The organism is Sphingomonas sp. 37zxx (assembly GCF_000786205.1).
Taxonomy (GTDB): Bacteria; Pseudomonadota; Alphaproteobacteria; order Sphingomonadales; family Sphingomonadaceae; genus Sphingomonas.
The window spans coordinates 1-18,423 of sequence record NZ_JROH01000038.1; the positions used below are offsets into that span (position 1 = coordinate 1).

Consider the following 18,423-nt stretch of genomic DNA (forward strand, 5'->3'; position numbering starts at 1 on the left):
AGATCATCAGCATCGCCCCGCGATCGCTGGGTGAGTTGTTCCGCAACATTCCCGGTATTCGCGTGAATGCCAGCACGGGCGAAGTTGGCAACAGCTATACCGTCCGCGGCCTGCCGCTGGTCAACGATGGCAGCAAATATATCCAGATCCAGGAAGACGGCTTGCCGATCCTGGAATTCGGCGACCTGCTGTCGCTGACTCCGGACACCTTTGTGCGCGCAGACCTCAATGTAGCCCAGGTCGAATCGATTCGCGGCGGCTCTGCCTCGACCTTCGCATCGAACGCGCCGGGCGGCGTCATCAACCTGATCTCCAAGACCGGCGAGGTCGAGGGCGGATCGGTGATCGCCACCATCGGCATCGACTTCGAAAGCTATCGTACCGATTTCGACTACGGAGCGCGTCTGGGCGATGGCTGGCGCTTCCACGTCGGCGGGTTCTATCGTGAAGGCGAAGGCCCCCGCGAAACCGGCATGAACTCCATGCGCGGTGGCCAGGTGAAGTTCAACGTCACCAAGCAGTTCAGCGGCGGCTACATCCGCGTCTACGGTAAATTGCTCGACGACCGCACCCCGAGCTTCATGAATGCGCCGCTGCTGGTGACCGGGACGAATGAAAAACCGAACTTCGTCGACCCCCGCGGCACCGACATCCGGTCATCGTCGATATGGTCCACCCGCCTTCCCGGTTCGCTCTGGCTTGGGGCCTCGGGTGCGCCTACTCAGGGTGATCTCGGCCAGGGCACGCACGCCAAGTCCAAGGCATTGGGCTTCGATGGGCAGTTCAACTTGGGCGAATGGTCGATCACCAACCGTTTCCGCTATGCCGACCAATCGATGCGCAGCATCGTCTTGTTCCCATCGGCAGCAGCACCTGCCGCAGCTTTCGCAACCCCATTCGGCGGCCCGGGCGCACGGCTTAGCTATGCGGCAGGCGCACGCGCCGGTCAGGCATTTGATCCGAGCGGCAACGGCCTGCTGACCCTTTCGTTCGTTGCAGATTCCATCGTCCCCGATGTCAGCAACATGACCAACGACCTGCGTCTCAGCCGGGTGTGGAAAGTCGGCGGCGGCGATTTCACCACCACCGCCGGTCTCTATCGTTCGAGCCAGCAATATGTATCGGAAATCGGTTTCACGACCTTGTTCCAAGACGCGGTCGGCGGCGGCCAGTCGGTTCCGCTCAACCTGGCTACCGCAACTGGAATTCCAATCACGGATGGCGGCGTTCTGATCTATGGTCTTCCAGGCGGCAGCGGGACCACCAAGAACACGGATCTGAACTATCAGGTCACGGCTCCGTTCGGATCGTTCAACTTTGCTCAGGGCAAGTTCGCCATCGGCGGTTCGGTGCGCTGGGATAACATCCGGGTGCGCGGCAACATTATGAACGACAGAGGGGCCAAGCCGTTTGACATCAATGGCAACGGGTCGCTCTCAATCCCCGAAAGCCAGGTCACCTTTATCCCGGTTGGCGTGACCTTCCCTGTGAACTATAACCACGACTATCTATCCTATTCTCTCAGCGCCAACTATCGCGTGTCGGAACCGTTTGCGGTCTTCGCCCGGTATAGCCGGGGCGGACGCGCCGGGGCAGACAAGATCCTGTTCACGCCTGCGGTCAGCACCGCTACCGGCGCACTGCTCGACAGTGCTGCAGGTCACGACACGCTGCGCCAGGCTGAAATCGGACTGAAGTACCGCAAGGACGGCATCGTGCTGAACCTGACAGGCTTCTATGCGCTTACCGACGAGACGAATGCTCAGATCACGACCAATCCGGCGACCGGCCTTGCCCAGTTGGCAGCGGTTGCCCGTTCATACATGGCCTATGGGCTTGAGTTCGAGGGCGGCATCCGTCGTGGTCCGTTCAGCCTCACCGCCCACGCAACCTATACCGAAGCGCAAATCGACGCGGCGGAAAACCCGGCCCTGGTCGGCAACATTCCGCGCGGCCAGCCCAAGCTGCTGTGGGGCCTGCGTCCGCAGTACGACACCGAGCAGTTCTCGGTGGGGGCCAACATCATTGGCACCACAGGAAGCTTTGCCCAGGACGTCAACCAGCTGCGTCTGCCCGCGTTTACCACGGTGGGGGCATTTGCCCAGTTCCGTCCGATGGAACGGGTCGAACTGAGCGTGAACGCCAGCAACCTGCTGAACGAACGTGCCATCACCGCCGTGACCGAAGGCGCGATCCCAGCATCGGGCGTGGTTATGGCCCGCACCATGTATGGCCGCACCGTCACAACATCGGCGCGTTTCTTCTTCTAAAACACCAAGCGGCGGCATCGCGGCTGCGCCAACACCTGGCGCAGCCGCGATGTCGGTTTCGGCTGATAGTGCACCCATTCAACAGCTTGGCACGACGTAATGCGGCCCAGTCCAAGTCGCCATACCCTGTGGCAACTACGCAATTCTCACATGTAAAGATGGTAAATGTCACTTTAAATAATAGATTAAGCAGACATAATCGCAGTTCTCCGATAGTCGTTCTACTATATAACGAACCATGGCACTGTTGCAGATTTGTCGAACTTTGCACTGTTTAAAGGAAAAATAGCGCATCCGCGCCGTCGGTTCCTCCTCCCTCCTATAAATGCCTCATACGTCATGGTGATGAGGCTTGAAAATGAACCGTCGGACTTTTGGTTTTACCCACTACGCATCGGCCATCGCGATCGCCGCTGGCAGTTTCGTCGCACCCGCCTCTGCCCAAGAAACCGAGCCGGTTACCGCGTGGGAGGCAAGCCGCACCGTCGATGATGGGGACATGGTCACCACCGGTGTCGCACGCGGACGCGATCGTCTGAACAGCGCAACCTCGACCAGCGCGATCAAGGAAAACGAGATCATCCGTCTCGCCCCGCGCTCGCTGGCCGAATTGTTCCGCAACATTCCCGGCATCCGCGTCGAAGCAGGGGCCGGTGAATCGCAGAACAACTACACCGTGCGCGGCCTGCCAATGGTCAACGGCGCCAGCAAGTACATCCAGATCCAGGAAGACGGCCTGCCCGTCATGGAGTTTGGCGACCTGATGCGCCTGACGCCCGACCTCTTCGTGCGCGCTGACTTCAATGTCGGCCAGGTTGAATCCATCCGTGGCGGCTCGGCTTCCACCTTCGCATCCAACGCCCCCGGCGGCGTGATCAACCTGATTTCCAAGACCGGTGAGGTCGAGGGCGGATCGGTGATGGGCACCATCGGCGTCGACTTTCAAAGCTATCGCACCGATTTCGATTATGGTGGGCAGCTTGGCAATGGCTGGCGTTTCCATGTCGGCGGTTTCTACCGCGAGGGCGAAGGCGTGCGTGAAACCGGGTTTAACGCCATGCGCGGCGGCCAGGTGAAGATGAACGTCACCAAGCAGTTCAATGGCGGTTACATCCGCGTCTATGCCAAGCTGCTCGACGATCAGGTTCCCGCCTTTACCGGTATGCCGCTGCTGATCACTGGCACCAACGACAATCCGTCGTTCGCCGATCCGCGTGGTGCCGACAGCCGCATCGATTCGATGCTGTCGCCCAGTTTGCCCGTCGTCCTTACGCTGGGCTCGTCGGGGGCCGCGCGGCGCAGGAACTTCACGAACGGTGTAGAGGTTCAGGCCAAGTCGCTGGGCTTTGACGCGCAATTCGGCCTGGGCGAATGGTCGGTCACCAACCGCTTCCGCTATACCGACCAGTCTGCACGCAATACGACCCTGATACCGTCGGGTGCGGCACCTGCCGGTCAGTTTGCGACCCGCTTTGGTGGCGCTGGCGCTGGCTTCAGCTATGCAGCGGGGCCGCGCGCAGGACAGCCGTTCAATACCGCAGACGGCAACGGTCTGGTTTCCTTGTCCTTCTATTCCGACAATGATGCCCCCGATGTCAGCAATATGACCAACGATCTGCGCCTCAGCCGCGTTTGGAATATGGGCGGTGGCGATCTGACGACGACGGCGGGCCTTTATCGGTCGAACCAGAAGTTCGTTTCAGAAATCGGCTTTGCGACCTTCTTTCAGGATGTCGTGGGAGGTGGCGAGGCGGTGCCGCTCAACCTTAGGAATGCAGCCGGTGCGCTGCTGACCGAAGGCGGTTACCGCAACTATGGCGGCCCCGGTGCTTCGGGCAACATCCGCGACAACAATGTGACCTACCAGACGACGGCGCCCTTTGCCTCGGTCAACTTCTCAAAGGGCAAGATCGCCGTGGGTGGTTCGGTTCGCTGGGACAACAGCCGTGCAAGCGGTAACATCATGAACGACCCTGGCGTGCGGCAGTTCGACATGAACAGCGACGGCATCATTTCGGCGCCTGAAAGGCTGGTGGCGTTCGTTCCGGTGGGTGTGACCCAGCCGGTTAACTACCGCCACGATTATCTGTCATATTCGGCTAGCGTGAACTATCGCATTGCAGAGCCATTTGCCATGTTCGCCCGCTACAGCCTGGGTGGAAGAGCCGCGGCGGACAAGATCCTGTTCACCGCCGCGCTCAGCCCGACAACCGGCGCGCTGCTCGACAGCAGCGCTGGCGACGACAGCGTGCGTCAGGCCGAAATCGGGCTCAAGTTCCGCAAGAACGGTATCACGCTGAACCTGACTGGCTTCCACGCCAAGACCGATGACACCAACTCACAGATCCGCACGAACCCTACCACCGGCGTGCTTGAGCTTGGCTCGGTCACGCGCGCTTACGAAGCCTATGGGGTTGAGTTTGAGGGCGGCTTCCGTCGTGGTCCGTTCAGCGTCATGGCGCATGCCACGTACACCGAAGCCGAGATCAGCAGCGCTGAGAACCCGGCGCTGGAAGGTAACATCCCGCGCAATCAGCCCAAGCTGCTGTTCGGCTTGACGCCGCAGTTCGACACCGACACCTTCACGGTTGGTGCCAATGTCATCGGCGTCACCGACAGCTTCAGCCAGGACGTTAACCTGCTGCGGATGCCAGGCTACACCACTGTTGGCCTGTTTGCGCAGGTTCGGCCGATGGAGCGCGTCGAACTTAGCATCAATGCCAACAACGCGCTGAACGAGCGTGCGATCACGGGCATCTCGGAAGGGGCCGTGCCAGCATCGGGCGTCGTCATAGCACGGCCGCTTTTTGGTCGCTCGGTCTCTACATCGCTGCGCTTCTTCTTCTAACGCCGACCTACCACGTACCACGCCATCCCGGTCGCGCCCCAAACGGCGCGGCCGGGATTGTCGTTTGAAACGACAGCAACGTGGCGCTGACCGGCCTGCCGCGGTCAGGGCTATGCGAGGAACGCGGAAAAATCACCCTGATCCCGCGATTGCGCGCCGGCCCGAAACGGGCGGTGGCGGAGAGGGTGGGATTCGAACCCACGGTGAGCTTCCACCCACGGCGGTTTTCAAGACCGCTGCCTTAAACCACTCGGCCACCTCTCCGCATGCCGTGCTCAGCGATTACACAGGTCGGCGGGTTTTCTGCAAGCCTCCTGACGCCAAGGGGTTCCTGCGGCGGGTAAGAATGTGCCAATAGTCGGCACCACGGCCGGCGGGGGCCGGGTGGAGCTTGGTAATGCGTATTTTGGGTTCGATCCTTTTGGCCGGTCTGGCGCTTGGCGGTGGGGGCGGCGGCGCGGCGGCGCAGGATGATGCCGGTTTCCAGACCTATCTCGCCACCGTGCGGACCAAGGCGATCCGCGACGGCGTGAGCGAGCGGACGCTGAACGCGGTATTGCCGACGCTGACGGTCAATCCGCGCGTGATCGATCTGGATCGCAGCCAGCCGGGCAGTTCCAGCCCCAATGCCCCCATCTCCAATTTCGCGCCCTATCGCGCACGGCATGTCGATGCGGCTCGGATCGGGCGCGGGCGATCGGCTTATCAGGGCAATCTGAGCCGACTGCGAGAGATTGAGCGGCGCTTTGGGGTGCCTGGGCCGATCCTGATCGCGATCTGGGGGCATGAAACCAATTATGGCGGCTATACCGGCGATTTCGATCTGCCGCGCTCGCTGGCGACGCTTGCCTATGAAGGACGCCGCCGTTCGCTGTTTGAAGGTGAGTTCATCGCGCTGCTGAAGATCATCGATCGCGGCGTCGCGCGCGAACAGCTCAAAGGGAGCTGGGCCGGCGCGATGGGCTATCCGCAATTTCTGCCGTCGGTCTATCTGCGGCTGGCGGTCGATGGCGATGGCGATGGCAAGGCCAATATCTGGTCGAACGAGGCCGACGCGCTGGCATCGATCGGCAATTACCTGTCCAACGCCGGCTGGCGGCGCGGCCAGCCCTGGGGCGTTGCGGTGAACGTGCCCGCCGGCCTTGCGCGCGCGCCGCTCGAAACCCGCACCGTCTCGCCGCGCTGCCCCCGCGTGTTCGACCGGCACACCCAATGGCGAACCATCGCCGAATGGCGCGCCCTCGGCCTGACGCCGCAAGGCTCGGTGCTGCCCACCGACGATGTGCTGGCAACATTGCTCGAGCCAGATGGGCAGGGGCGCACCGCTTATCTGTTGACCAGTAATTATCGGGTTATCCTCGATTATAATTGCTCCAATTTCTATGCTCTTTCGGTGGGGTTGCTGGCCGATGAAGTTTCGCGCTGAACTGTTGATCGTCGGCTTGCTGGCGGCCGCTGGCACCGCCGCGGCGCAGGAAGCGCCGCCGGCCGAAGTCACGAGCGCCGCCGGGCCGCTCGGCACCTCGGGCGCGACCAAGCGCTATGACGCAGTTGGCCGCGCCGCCCTTGCCGACACGCTCGAAAGCCCGATCGGTGCCGGCCATGCGACGTTGCCGGTCGGCAGCGTTGCCGAGGTGACGGCGCTCGATACCGGACGAACGATATTGGTGCCGGTCACGGCGCGCGTGCCTGCCGCCACCGGACAAGTCATCGCGCTGGCACCCGGCGCGCTCTCCGCGCTCGGGGTGCAGGCGCAGGCGGGTGTCCGGGTTCGAAGCGTCACGCCGTCGCCGCAGGACCAGGCGGCGTTGCTTGACGGACGGCCAGGCTTGCCCCGGCTCGATGCGCCCCCGGTGCTTTTGGTCGGCCTTCGCAAGCAACTCGCGGCGGAAGCGCCGGTCGCGCCACCCGCTACGGTGCCGCCTGTTACGGTCGCGGTGCCGCCAAGACCAACGCCAGCACCCAAACCCGCCCCGCCGGCAAAGCCTCCGGCAACCGGCGACTGGTTCGTCCAGGTCGCCGCCTTGTCCAGCGAGCCGCGGGCAAAGGCACTTGCCAGCCAGCTTGGCGGCAGGACAAATGCCGCCGGGCGCTTCTGGCGGGTCCAGCTCGGGCCGTTCCCCGATGCCGCCGCCGCCAGTTCCGCCCGCACGCGGGTGGCCGAAAGCGGCTATCCCGACGCCACCGTCTTTCGATCGAAATGATCCTCAAGCCACCAGGGTTCGTGTTTTCCATGAAGAAACTGCTCGTACTGCCGCCCATCGTCCTCGCGCTGGCGACGCCTGCCTCGGCGCAGCGCCCGCCCTATGACACGCCGGCACCCGTGGCCTTTATCGAGGATTTGTCGTCGGGTGCGGTGTTGTACGCCAAGGGTGCCGACCGGCGGATGCCGCCGGCGTCGATGGCCAAGATGATGACCGCCTATGTCATCTTCGACATGCTGAAAAAGGGCGAACTCAAGCTCGACCAGAAATTCCGCGTCCGCCCCGAAACCTGGGAGCGCTGGCATGGGCCAAAGGCTGGATCGACGATGTTCCTGTCGCCCAACGAGGAAGTGAGCGTCGAAAACCTGCTCTACGGCGTGGTCGTGCTCTCGGGCAACGATGCCTGCGTGGTGCTGGCCGAAGGGATTGCCGGCACAGAGGCGGCGTTCGCCAACCTGATGAACCAGCGCGCCAGGGCGATCGGCCTGAGCAACAGCCAGTTCGGCAATTCCAACGGCTGGCCCGATGAAGGCCGCACTTATGTCACCGCGCGTGATCTGGCGACGCTGGCCAAGGTGACGATCGAGGAGCATCCCAAGCTCTATAAGAAATTCTACACCCGCCGGGACTTTAGCTGGGGCCAGACGATGGGCGGCAACGCCATCACCCAGGCCAATCGCGATCCCTTGCTCGGCCGCGTCGATGGTGCCGATGGGCTCAAGACCGGCCATACCGAGGAGGCGGGCTATGGCTTCACCGGATCGGCTGAACAGGGCGGTCGGCGGCTGGTGATGGTGCTGGCGGGGCTTACCAGCTTCAACCAGCGGATCAGTGAATCGGTGCGCTTCATGGAATGGGGCTTTGGCGCCTGGAAGGCCCGGCCGATCGTCAAGAAGGGCAAGCGAGTCGAAACCGCCGACGTCCAGTTGGGCGGTGAATCGACCGTCGGCCTGGTCGCGCCGCGTGACCTGACCATCACCGTGCCGTCGGGCACCAGCGCGGCGATCACCGCCAAGGTGGTGTATCAGGGACCGATCCAGGCACCGATCGCCGCCGGCCAGCATATCGCCGATCTGGTCATCACCAGCGCCGACACCGGCGAACAGCGGCTGCCGCTGGTCGCCGAGACTGCGGTCGCCGAAGCGGGCTTCTTCGGGCGGGTATGGGCCGGCCTGATGTCGCTGTTCGCTTGATCGGGCGGTTCATCTCGCTCGAAGGCGGGGAGGGGGCCGGGAAATCGACTCAGGCCTCCGCCCTGGCGGCAGCGCTGGAGGCGCGCGGGGTTCACGTGCTGGTAACGCGCGAACCCGGCGGCAGCGAAGGGGCCGAGGCGATCCGCAACCTGCTGATGCAGGGCGATGTCGCACGGTGGAGCGCGCATGCCGAAGCTTTGCTGTTCGCCGCCGCGCGCGCCGATCATGTCGAAAAGCGGATTCGCCCGGCGATCGAGGCGGGGACATGGGTGATTTGCGACCGTTATGTCGATTCCACCCGCGCCTATCAGGGCGCGCAGGGGATCGACGATGCCGCGATCCTGGCGCTGCACGGCTTTGGCTCAAAGGGGTTGCTGCCCGATCGTACCTTCCTGCTGGCATTGCCGCGTGCCGATGGGCAACAGCGGACCCAGGCGCGCGATGGTGCGGCGAATGATCGCTTCGAAGCCCGCGATACCGCATTTCACGAGGCGGTTGCCGCCGGGTTCGAGCGGATCGCCGCGAACGAACCCGATCGGGTGAGGCGCATCGATGCTGCGATGGCCCCGGCGGAGGTCACTCAGGCGCTGGTCGCGGGCCTTGCCGATCTGTTGCCATGACGGCGGCGGTTGGCAATGACGCTGCGCGCGCTGCCTTCGCCGCCGCGATGGCGGGCGATGCGCTGCACCATGCCTGGTTGATCACCGGCCCTGAAGGCACCGGCAAGGCCAGCTTTGCAACCGATATGGCCCGCCGGATGCTGGCCTATGCCGTCGATCCGTCGCTCGATCCAGCGGCACCTGTCCCCGCCGGGCATCGCATCGGCGCGTTGCTCGATGCCAGGTCGCACCCCGATTTCCGATTGCTGACGCGATTACCCAAAGATGCCGACAAGCCCGACCAGGATGTCGCGCGCAGCATCACCATCGCGCAGATCCGCACGTTGCAACCGATGTTCGCGACCAAGCCGTCGATGTCGCCGCGCCGCGTGGTGCTGATCGATTCGATCGACGATCTCGAACGCGGCGGGGCCAATGCGCTGCTGAAGAATCTCGAAGAACCGCCGGCGGGAACGATCTTTTTGCTGGTCAGCCATGCGCCGGGGCGGCTGCTGCCCACCATCCGGTCGCGATGCCGGCTGCTGCGCTTCTCGCCGCTTGAAGATGCCGAAGTCGCTTCGGTGCTGCGGCAGGTGCTGCCGGAAGCGGGGGAGGACGAAATCGCGGTGCTGGTGCGTGCGGGCGCCGGATCACCGGGCAAGGCATTGCGCTTTGCCGGATTGGATATGGCATCGATCGAGCGTGATCTGGCGCTGCTCGCCGATCGCGGCGATCCCGACAATGCCATTCGATCGCGACTGGCCAAGGCGCTGGGGCCAAAGGCCGCGCAACCCCGCTACGCCGCGTTTCTGGAGCGGGTGCCGACCTTCCTGGCCGAACGCGCGCACACCTTGCAGGGCAGGGCGCTGCGCGAAGCACTCGATGCACATGCCGCCGCCCGCGACGTCGCGGGTGCGGCAATCGGCTTGTCGCAGGATGCGGGTGCTGCCGTGTTCGAAATCGGTGGCATCGTCGCACGCCTGGCGCGCTGACGGCTGGGCAACGGGGCTTGTGCCGCGCCCCTTCCACCCCCTAAACGCCGCGCATGGCCGAACCTTATTACATCACCACCGCGATCCATTACCCCAACGGCAAGCCGCATATCGGCCATGCCTATGAAATGATCGCCGCCGACGCGATTGCCCGTTTCCAGCGGCAGGCTGGGCGCGATGTGCGCTTCCAGACCGGCACCGACGAGCATGGCCTCAAAATGGTGCAGACCGCGCGCGATCGCGGCGTGCCGGTGCGCGCACTCGCCGACGAGATGTCAGGCTATTTCAGCGATATGGCGCAGCGTCTGAACATTTCGTGCGATCGTTTCATCCGCACGGTCGAACCCGAACATTATCGCGCCAGCCAGGCGATCTGGCAGGCGATGCAGGACGCAGGCGACCTGTATCTCGATCGTTATGAAGGCTGGTACTCGGTTCGCGACGAAGCCTTTTACGAGGAAAAGGAACTGACCGAGGGGGCAGGGGGCGTGAAGCTTTCGCCGCAGGGCACGCCCGTTGAATGGACTGCCGAGGAGACATGGTTCTTTCGCCTGTCGAAATATCAGCAGCCTTTGCTCGATTTCTACGCCGCCAATCCGGGCTTCATCCGCCCCGAAAGCCGCCGCAACGAAGTGCTTCGCTTCGTCGAGGGCGGGCTGATCGACCTGTCGGTATCGCGCACCAGCTTCGATTGGGGCGTGCCGGTGCCCGGCAGCGACGGCCATGTGATGTATGTCTGGGTCGATGCCCTAACCAACTATCTCACCGGCACCGGCTATCCCGATGGCGGTGAGCTTTCGCGCTATTGGCCGGCGGCATCGCACATCATCGGCAAAGACATTGTCCGGTTTCATGCGGTGTATTGGCCCGCATTCCTGATGTCGGCGGGGCTTGCCCTGCCGAAAGAAGTGTTCGGCCACGGCCACGTGCTCAATCGCGGCGAGAAGATGTCGAAGTCGCTTGGCAATGTCGCCGATCCGATGGCGCTGGCCGATGCGTTCGGGGTCGATGCGCTGCGCTATTTCCTGCTCCGCGACATCGGCTGGGGCCAGGATGGCAGCTATTCGCCGCGCGCGATCGCCATGCGCGCCAATGCCGATCTGTCGAACAGCTTCGGCAATCTGGCGCAGCGGACGCTGGCATTTATCGCCAAGAATTGCGACGGTGCGATGCCGGGGCCGGGGAAGGGCGATCCTGCCGACGCGGCGCTGCTGGCGACGGTTGCCGAGGCCAATGCCGAGTTCATCCGGCTGTTCGGCGATCATGGCCTCACCCAGGCGTTAGAGGCGTGGATGCGCGGGGTGTTTGCCTGCAACCAATATATCGACGTGCAGGCACCCTGGGCGCTGCGCAAGACCGATCCCGATCGGATGGAGGCGGTGCTGGGCACGCTGATCCGGGCGATCCGGCTATGTGCGATCACCATCCTGCCGGTGGTGCCGACCGCAGCGGCGGCAATGCTAGATCAATTGGGGGTCGAAGATCGCAGCCATGCCGCGCTTGCCGACAATGATTGGTATGCCGGCCATGCGGCAACGGGCTTTCGCATCGCCCCGCCAACCCCCATCTTCCCTCGACTGGACATCCCCGAGGAGGAACCGGCGGCATGATGCTGGCCGACAGCCATTGCCACCTGAATCACAAAGGGTTGGTCGACGAACAACAAGCGGTGCTTGCGCGTGCCCGCGCGCGCGGCGTCGCCGCGATGCTCAACATCTCGACCCGGCAAAGCGAATGGGCCGACGTCGTCGCCACTGCCGAGCATGAGGCCGATGTGTGGGCAACCGTCGGCGTCCATCCGCATGAGGCCGATGCGCACCGGCACATTGATGCCGAAGCGCTGATCGAGGCGGCCGACCACCCCCGCGTCGTAGGGCTGGGCGAATGCGGGCTGGATTACTACTACGACCACAGCGATCGCGCGGCGCAAGCGATAAGCTTCCGCGCACATTGCGCCGCCGCACGCGCCACCGGCCTGCCCATCATCGTCCATACTCGCGATGCCGAGGAAGATACCGCCGCCATCCTGTGCGACGAACTGGGGAAGGGGGCTTTTAGCGGCGTGATCCACTGCTTCACCGGCACTAGTGCCTTTGCCCATCAGGCACTTGCGCTTGGTTTCTATATTTCGATCTCAGGTATCGTGACGTTCAAAAACGCCCGCGATTTGCAGGCGGTCGCGGCGCGTTTGCCGCTCGATCGGTTATTGATCGAAACCGATGCACCGTTCCTTGCGCCGGTGCCACATCGCGGGCGTCCGGGCGAACCCGCCTTTGTCGCCGACACCGCTGCGTTCCTGGCCGATTTGCGCGGCGAAACCGTCGAAACGCTTGCCCAGGCGACGGCTGGCAATTTCCACACGCTGTTTGCCAAGACGCGCGCATGAAGATCCGTCTGCTAGGAACCGGCACGTCGAGCGGCGTTCCCCGGATCGGCAATGACTGGGGGGCGTGCGACCCATCCGAGCCCCGCAACCGGCGTACCCGTGCGGCAGCGCTGGTGTCGACCGCGACCACCCGTATTCTGATCGATACTGGTCCCGATATGCGGCAGCAATTGCTTGCGGCTGAGATTGGGCAGATCGACGCGGTGATCTGGACCCATGATCATGCCGATCACACCCACGGCATCGACGATTTGCGCCAGATCGCGCATGCAAAGGAGGGGCAGGTGGTCGGCTACGCGCGCCCGCATACGCTCGCGGCGCTGGAGCGACGTTTTCACTACGTCTTTCATGGTCGCGGACCCTATTCGCCGACGGTCGAACTGCATCCGCTGAACGATACGGTAACGATCGGCGACATCGTCGTGCGCGTCGTCGATCAGCCGCATGGCGGCATCACCAGTGCCGGGTTGCGCTTCGACCACGATGGCGCGTCGATCGTATATTCGACTGACTTTCATACGCTTACCGACGAAATGGAGAAATTGTATCAGCGCTGCGACGTCTGGGTGGTCGACGCCCTTCGACGTGAACCCCATCCATCGCACGCGCATCTGGAGGCGACATTGGACTATGTCGCGCGGGTTCGACCGGCGACGGCGGCGCTGATCCATATGGATCAGTCGATGGACTATGCGACCTTGCGAAACCTGCTGCCGGCGGGCATCGAACCCGGCTATGACGGCATGGAACTGATCGCGTGAGCGAAGACGACACGCTCAATCTGGTATTGGGTGTCGGCGTCCTCGTGCTGGTGCTGAGTTCGCTCAGCCTGCGCCGCATGTCGATCGGGCTGTTCGTTCGATCGTTGCTCGGCTGGGCGGCCATTATCGGCTTGATCTATCTCGCGGTGATTAACCGTGATCCCATCGAGGCTGCGCTTGGCAGCGTCGGCGAGCGGCTGGGTATTTCGGGCCAATCGGTCGAGGGCGACACGGTTCGGATCCGGCAATCGACCGATGGCCATTTTTATGCTCGGGTCGCCATCAACGGCCATCCGGTCCGAATGCTGATCGACAGCGGTGCCACGATCACCGCGCTATCGGTGGAAACTGCAGAACGCGCTGGCATCGACACAGCGGCAGCCAACTTTCCGGTGCTGCTGAACACCGCAAACGGCACCGTGGCCGCAAGGCGCGGCGTTGCCAAAACGGTTTCCATTGGCGGCCAACTCGAGACGCGCGATCTGTCGGTCGTTGTGTCGCCAAACTTTGGCGACGTAAACGTCATCGGCATGAATTTTCTATCGCGTCTGGGGTCGTGGCGGGTTGAGCAACAGACGCTCATCCTGGAGCCAAACCGCGCTGCATAGCATATCCGTTTTACATAATATATATTATCGGTTTGGAGGTTCTGGTCTGATGTATGCGCAACGTACAAATGGCACAGCGCAGAATAGAGATGGCACCCTCGTGCGTCCGCTGAGCCGATCGTGTCCATGGACACTCTCGAAAATAAAGGCGTGCAGCGATGGCGGTGATGACAATGAGCGATGCCGAGATCTCCCGGTTCGACACCTTGATGCGGCTCGACCGCGGCGAGCTTCGGCCTGCTGAGGCCATGCAGTTGCTGAGGCTGGAGCGAGTCAGCGAACCTACCGTTTCGCGCATCGTGGCCGCGCACCGGCAGCAGCAAGGAGAGTGAGTATGAAGCGCAGCCATGACCTGTCGGGCATCATGAAGTTCGCTACGTCGCCCGCCTGGGCGGGACACTTGCGCGACGCGCTCGGCGATCATCTTGGCCCGGCGATGGACGAGTTCGAGTTCGAGTTCGAAGGCCTTGCCGAGATCGTCGGCGACCATTGGGCTGGTGTACTGTGGGGCTGCGCGTTCGAAGACCTCCTGACGCGGACCGTCGAACCCGGCGCGCTGAACCTTGTCGACGACTATATCCGGCGTCGCGGATGGAATGAGGCCGGCCCCGCCAAACTTTATATGCGCGCGCTGCAATCCTCGGTCATGAGCCTGTACGAGGTCAGTGAGGTCGAGGTCGGCAGCGGATTTCTTGTTCGTGATCTCATCCGGGGGGGTGACGCGGTTCGTGTCACCGAACGCAGCGCCTCGCAGACGCTCAAACAATGGGACAGGATCGGTACGCGGGTCGTCATTGTGGGCGGAAAGCATCTCCTGTCGGGCGGGGTGCTCTCGTTCACGATAGAGGCAGCCGACGCTCTCGTGGCCGATCTTCGGCGCGTGGGGGGAAATCGCAGTCCGCGCAGCCAGCTCGCGCTCACGGATGGCAAGTTGCGGGCGCTCCCTTCTCTCATCAGCACGGCATGGCTGTTCGACATCGTTCCACGGGCCATGGGCGCGATGACCGTACCGACGCTGCACAACGGCGATGGGGAGGAAGTGGTGTTCCACCGCGTCCGTTTTCCCTTTGCGTGCGGCGCAACCCATGCGCTGATCGGTGACCAGCTCGATCTTTTGCCAGCCATGCAGCGCGAAACTTCGCATGTCTGGAACTGGCTTGGCGAAAAATCGGGATCGACCCGAAACGGCACGGGCCGCATGGCCTGGGGTGTGACGATGATGGACGGCACGCCGGTGCTCGGCAATATCGAGCTGAAAGGACGCGCGCTGATCCTGGCCGTCACCTCCGCCGAGCGTGCGGCGCGCGGCACCGCCGTCCTTGCAGGCACATTGGGCGACCTGGTCGGCACACCGCTCACCACCATCGAGACCGTTGAACAGGACATGGCTGCACGGCGGGAAGAACTGACGGCGTCCGAACCTGCCCCGACTGTCGCGCCGGAAGTGGCGACCCCACTCGTCCACGCCATGCTCGATCGTCAGTATCGCGCTACCCTCGACGAACGCGTCGGCATGCTCGGCGATATTACGCCGCGTGCAGCCGCACGGACCGCGGCAGGCCGCGAACGACTGTCGGCATGGCTGAAGCACCTGGAAAACCGCAGCGGCGCATCGCCGAACCCGAACGACCCGATGGCCACTTACGATTTCACGTGGATGTGGCGCGAACTCGGGATCGAAAAGCTGCGCAAATAGCGCTTCGGCCCCTGCAAAAACCGGCAACGCCAGCCATCGCTTTGCCTACCGTGAATCTTTGTCCGAAGAATGCACCTGCCATAATTGCGGGCGGACGGTTGCCTTCAATGAACGGATAGGCAGAACTCGACATCGTCAACCCTTGGAGGAGCACAGCCGTGACGGAGTTTGTTGGCCTCGACGTTTCGCAAAAAGATACCGCCATCAGCGTAGTCGACGAGGAAGGTCGACAGATGTGGCGCGGAAAGGTGAAGACCGATCCGACCGCCATTGCCGCCGTGATCGCCTCGCGTGCCCCGGACGCCAAGCGAATTGGTTTCGAAACGGGGCCACTCTCCACCTGGCTCTGGCATGCATTAAAAGACCTGGGGCTTCCGCTGATCTGTCTGGACGCGCGCCATGCCAAGGCGGGGTTGAGCGTCCAAGTGAACAAGACCGATGAGAATGACGCGCTCGGGTTTGCCCAACTCGTACGGACAGACTGGACTCGCAGCGATGGTCGCGCCGCTGATTGCAGCTTGGCGTGCCATCACCGAACAAATCCGCGCATACGATGGACTACTGCGGCGCCGGGCGGCACACGATGACACGACGAGGCGCCTGATGACCGTTCCCGGCGTCGGGCCAATTGTTGCCCTCGCCTTCGCGTCGATGGTGGATGAACCGGAACGCTTCGCCAAATCCAAGAGCGTTGGCGCCTATTTCGGCCTCACGCCCAGACGCTACCAATCAGGAGAGAAGGACGTGGCCGGCTCGATCTCGCGCACTGGCGACACCCTTGTGCGCTCCTGCTTGTTCGAAGCGGCGAACGTGCTCATGACGCGCGTCAAGCGCTGGACCGGGCTGAAGGTTTGGGGCGTCAAGCTCGCGCGGCGGATCGGCATAAACCGCGCTCGTGCCGCAGTTGCCCGAAAAATGGGCGTGATTACACAAGATGCTTATCACCAACACCGATTTCCGGTGGGGCAAGGAGGAAGCCGTAGCCGGCAGAGCCTTCTTCTTCACGACCAGTTCCGGCAGCGCCGGAAAGATGTCCCTGCCGGGACGAAGCTCGCGGTGATCCCGTGGCCTCTGTTGGGGCAAGACCCCGAAATGCACCTTGGGACCCGCGACGTCTGAAAGCATGATGAGGCGGCCTTCATGGTCGACCTCGAAGAGAACCGTGACACCGGCAGGTACGTTGAACCGCGGACGCGCAACCGTTGAGAATCCCACTTGCCCGCAATTAGAGAACAGAGGCCAATATATCCACTGGCTGCGGTTGGTCCGCCGCTTCATCGCTTCGACCGCGTGATTCTTGTTCTTGCTGCCAACGAGAGGTGCAGCGTCGACCGAGGACATCGGCGCGACGATCGATTTGCCGATTAGTCAATTGGCAACGGATGACGGTTGAGTTATGTAACCCCTGGGAGCCAAAAGCTGGTTCCCGTTGATCGCGCCGGTGCCCCGTGAGGGGTTTAAATGGGAATGCGGTGCGGGGATTCGTCCCCAAATCCGCGGCTGTCCCTGCAACTGTAAGCGGTGAGCGAGAGCGTCATGCTCCGTTGAAACGGAGCGGCCACTGGAATGACTCGATCCTCGGATCGACCATCTGGGAAGGCGATGCTCGAGCGACGACCCGTGAGCCAGGAGACCTGCCGGCGATAAGGTCGCTCTTGCCTTGGCCCAGGGGATGGCCGCGGCACGGTTCTCCGTCTGAGCGACGAGTCTATGCGGCTGGGGCCGCATCGGTGCGTAGCTTAGGCGGCATTTGGCGCTCGCCCTTCGTCGCACGTCGTCCGTTTTCGGCCCCACCCGTTCGTTGCTGTCACGCCGGGGGGAAGAGCATGTCCGATCTATCGAAGATTCCAGTCACCATCGTCACCGGCTTTCTGGGGGCTGGCAAGACGACCCTCATCAGCCATTTGATCCGCAGCGCGGGCGGGCGGCGGCTTGCGGTGGTGGTAAATGAATTCGGCACATTGGGTGTCGATGGCGAAGTGTTGAAGGGCTGCGCGATCCCCGATTGCCCGGCCGAGAACATCGTCGAGCTCGCCAATGGCTGTATCTGCTGCACCGTTGCCGATGATTTCATTCCGACGGTCGAAACCCTGCTCGCGCTCGATCCGCGGCCCGACCATATTCTGATCGAAACCTCGGGGCTGGCCTTGCCCAAGCCGCTGCTCAAGGCGTTTGACTGGCCGGCGATCCGGTCGCGGATCACCGTCGACGGCGTGATCACCCTGGCCGATGCCGAAGCGGTTGCCGCCGGGCGGTTCGCCCCCGATCCAGCGAGGATCGACGCACAGCGCGCTGCCGATCCGAGCATCGACCATGAGACGCCACTGTCTGAAGTGTTCGAGGATCAATTGGCCTGCGCCGATATGGTCCTGCTGACCAAGTGCGACCTCGCTGGGGCCGCCGGAATCGCCGCCGCGCGCGCGATCATCGCGGCAGAGACACCGCGAACGCTGCCGATCGTCGAGCTGATCGACGGTGTGGTCGATCCGCGCATCGTGCTGGGCATCGGGGCTGCCGCCGAGGACGATATCGCCGCCCGTCCCTCGCACCATGATGGCGAGGACGAGCATGAGCATGACGATTTCGACAGCATCGTCGTCACGCTGGGCGAGATCGCCGACCCCGCCGATTTGGCCCACCGGATCGAGGTGCTGGCCGCCAAGGGCGACGTACTGCGCGTGAAGGGCTATGCTGCGGTCGCGGGCAAGCCGATGCGGCTGCTTGTCCAGGCGGTCGGCGCGCGGGTGCGGACGCAATATGACCGGCCCTGGCGTGATGGCGACGTGCGGACCACGCAGTTGGTGGTGATCGCCGAGCGCGACAGGCTCGATCCTCCCACGATCAGGGCGGCGCTGGGGGGCTGACC

16 protein-coding genes, 1 tRNA gene and 1 riboswitch are annotated in these 18,423 nt (G+C 63.2%); of the genes, 16 read left to right on the plus strand and 1 reads right to left on the minus strand.

Going from position 1 to position 18,423, the window contains the following annotated elements; translation table 11 throughout:
* Both QU44_RS13155 and QU44_RS13160 read left to right on the plus strand, forming a co-directional pair.
* Positions 1 to 2,270: TonB-dependent receptor domain-containing protein (locus QU44_RS13155; RefSeq protein ID WP_033922766.1), on the plus strand; the 2,270-nt coding region annotated here is incomplete at its 5' end.
* 358 nt (positions 2,271 to 2,628) lie between these two features.
* Positions 2,629 to 5,118 carry a TonB-dependent receptor domain-containing protein gene (locus QU44_RS13160; protein WP_052134844.1) on the plus strand — a complete coding sequence of 830 codons (2,490 nt, stop codon included), beginning with the start codon at positions 2,629 to 2,631 and terminating at the stop codon, positions 5,116 to 5,118.
* Between the two features lie 174 nt (positions 5,119 to 5,292).
* Here the strand turns inward: QU44_RS13160 and QU44_RS13165 are convergent.
* A tRNA-Ser gene (locus QU44_RS13165) sits at positions 5,293 to 5,382 on the minus strand.
* 133 nt (positions 5,383 to 5,515) lie between these two features.
* On the opposite strand from QU44_RS13165, the gene QU44_RS13170 reads away from it, so the two are divergent.
* From QU44_RS13170 to cobW, 14 genes are all read left to right on the plus strand, one after another.
* Positions 5,516 to 6,544, plus strand: coding sequence for a lytic murein transglycosylase (locus QU44_RS13170; protein WP_033922767.1), 1,029 nt, complete (start codon positions 5,516 to 5,518; stop codon positions 6,542 to 6,544).
* Positions 6,528 to 7,322 carry an SPOR domain-containing protein gene (locus tag QU44_RS13175; RefSeq protein WP_052134845.1) on the plus strand — a complete coding sequence of 265 codons (795 nt, stop codon included), beginning with the start codon at positions 6,528 to 6,530 and terminating at the stop codon, positions 7,320 to 7,322. The genes QU44_RS13170 and QU44_RS13175 overlap by 17 nt, the downstream gene beginning before the upstream one ends.
* A gap of 29 nt (positions 7,323 to 7,351) precedes the next feature.
* Positions 7,352 to 8,515: a D-alanyl-D-alanine carboxypeptidase family protein gene (locus tag QU44_RS13180; RefSeq protein WP_033922794.1), complete on the plus strand. Its 1,164-nt coding sequence runs from the start codon at positions 7,352 to 7,354 to the stop codon at positions 8,513 to 8,515.
* Positions 8,512 to 9,135 carry a dTMP kinase gene (tmk, locus tag QU44_RS13185; RefSeq protein WP_197054323.1) on the plus strand — a complete coding sequence of 208 codons (624 nt, stop codon included), beginning with the start codon at positions 8,512 to 8,514 and terminating at the stop codon, positions 9,133 to 9,135. The genes QU44_RS13180 and tmk overlap by 4 nt, the downstream gene beginning before the upstream one ends.
* Positions 9,132 to 10,106 (plus strand): AAA family ATPase, encoded by a 975-nt coding sequence (locus QU44_RS13190; protein WP_033922769.1) that lies wholly within the window; start codon positions 9,132 to 9,134, stop codon positions 10,104 to 10,106. Before tmk ends, QU44_RS13190 begins: the two co-directional genes overlap by 4 nt.
* Before the next feature lie 53 nt (positions 10,107 to 10,159).
* The gene (metG, locus tag QU44_RS13195) at positions 10,160 to 11,716 is read left to right on the plus strand and encodes a methionine--tRNA ligase (protein WP_033922770.1); all 1,557 of its coding nucleotides are present in this window, start codon (positions 10,160 to 10,162) and stop codon (positions 11,714 to 11,716) included.
* Positions 11,716 to 12,492 (plus strand): TatD family hydrolase, encoded by a 777-nt coding sequence (locus QU44_RS13200; RefSeq protein WP_033922795.1) that lies wholly within the window; start codon positions 11,716 to 11,718, stop codon positions 12,490 to 12,492. The genes metG and QU44_RS13200 overlap by 1 nt, the downstream gene beginning before the upstream one ends.
* Positions 12,489 to 13,253, plus strand: coding sequence for an MBL fold metallo-hydrolase (locus QU44_RS13205; protein ID WP_033922771.1), 765 nt, complete (start codon positions 12,489 to 12,491; stop codon positions 13,251 to 13,253). Before QU44_RS13200 ends, QU44_RS13205 begins: the two co-directional genes overlap by 4 nt.
* Positions 13,250 to 13,861 (plus strand): retropepsin-like aspartic protease family protein, encoded by a 612-nt coding sequence (locus QU44_RS13210; protein WP_033922773.1) that lies wholly within the window; start codon positions 13,250 to 13,252, stop codon positions 13,859 to 13,861. Before QU44_RS13205 ends, QU44_RS13210 begins: the two co-directional genes overlap by 4 nt.
* A gap of 158 nt (positions 13,862 to 14,019) precedes the next feature.
* Positions 14,020 to 14,193 (plus strand): hypothetical protein, encoded by a 174-nt coding sequence (locus QU44_RS18985; protein WP_156141182.1) that lies wholly within the window; start codon positions 14,020 to 14,022, stop codon positions 14,191 to 14,193.
* A 2-nt stretch (positions 14,194 to 14,195) separates the two neighbouring features.
* Positions 14,196 to 15,557: a hypothetical protein gene (locus QU44_RS13215; protein WP_033922774.1), complete on the plus strand. Its 1,362-nt coding sequence runs from the start codon at positions 14,196 to 14,198 to the stop codon at positions 15,555 to 15,557.
* A gap of 158 nt (positions 15,558 to 15,715) precedes the next feature.
* The gene (locus QU44_RS18990; RefSeq protein WP_443018088.1) at positions 15,716 to 16,144 is read left to right on the plus strand and encodes an IS110 family transposase; all 429 of its coding nucleotides are present in this window, start codon (positions 15,716 to 15,718) and stop codon (positions 16,142 to 16,144) included.
* Positions 16,145 to 16,160: 16 nt separating this feature from the next.
* Positions 16,161 to 16,676 carry a transposase gene (locus tag QU44_RS18995; protein WP_443018089.1) on the plus strand — a complete coding sequence of 172 codons (516 nt, stop codon included), beginning with the start codon at positions 16,161 to 16,163 and terminating at the stop codon, positions 16,674 to 16,676.
* A 303-nt stretch (positions 16,677 to 16,979) separates the two neighbouring features.
* Positions 16,980 to 17,213, plus strand: a riboswitch (cobalamin riboswitch).
* Positions 17,214 to 17,383: 170 nt separating this feature from the next.
* The gene (gene cobW / locus QU44_RS13225) at positions 17,384 to 18,421 is read left to right on the plus strand and encodes a cobalamin biosynthesis protein CobW (protein WP_033922775.1); all 1,038 of its coding nucleotides are present in this window, start codon (positions 17,384 to 17,386) and stop codon (positions 18,419 to 18,421) included.
* Positions 18,422 to 18,423 lie beyond the last annotated feature (2 nt).

What these genes read in the sequence shown, in the direction of transcription:
- QU44_RS13160 (WP_052134844.1), top strand. Translation starts at nt 2,629, where the DNA reads ATGAACCGTCGGACTTTTGGTTTTACCCACTACGCATCGGCCATCGCG.
- QU44_RS13170 (WP_033922767.1), top strand. Translation starts at nt 5,516, where the DNA reads ATGCGTATTTTGGGTTCGATCCTTTTGGCCGGTCTGGCGCTTGGCGGT.
- QU44_RS13175 (WP_052134845.1), top strand. Translation starts at nt 6,528, where the DNA reads ATGAAGTTTCGCGCTGAACTGTTGATCGTCGGCTTGCTGGCGGCCGCT.
- QU44_RS13180 (WP_033922794.1), top strand. Translation starts at nt 7,352, where the DNA reads ATGAAGAAACTGCTCGTACTGCCGCCCATCGTCCTCGCGCTGGCGACG.
- QU44_RS13190 (WP_033922769.1), top strand. Translation starts at nt 9,132, where the DNA reads ATGACGGCGGCGGTTGGCAATGACGCTGCGCGCGCTGCCTTCGCCGCC.
- metG (WP_033922770.1), top strand. Translation starts at nt 10,160, where the DNA reads ATGGCCGAACCTTATTACATCACCACCGCGATCCATTACCCCAACGGC.
- QU44_RS13200 (WP_033922795.1), top strand. Translation starts at nt 11,716, where the DNA reads ATGCTGGCCGACAGCCATTGCCACCTGAATCACAAAGGGTTGGTCGAC.
- QU44_RS13205 (WP_033922771.1), top strand. Translation starts at nt 12,489, where the DNA reads ATGAAGATCCGTCTGCTAGGAACCGGCACGTCGAGCGGCGTTCCCCGG.
- QU44_RS18985 (WP_156141182.1), top strand. Translation starts at nt 14,020, where the DNA reads ATGGCGGTGATGACAATGAGCGATGCCGAGATCTCCCGGTTCGACACC.
- QU44_RS13215 (WP_033922774.1), top strand. Translation starts at nt 14,196, where the DNA reads ATGAAGCGCAGCCATGACCTGTCGGGCATCATGAAGTTCGCTACGTCG.
- QU44_RS18995 (WP_443018089.1), top strand. Translation starts at nt 16,161, where the DNA reads ATGACCGTTCCCGGCGTCGGGCCAATTGTTGCCCTCGCCTTCGCGTCG.
- cobW (WP_033922775.1), top strand. Translation starts at nt 17,384, where the DNA reads ATGTCCGATCTATCGAAGATTCCAGTCACCATCGTCACCGGCTTTCTG.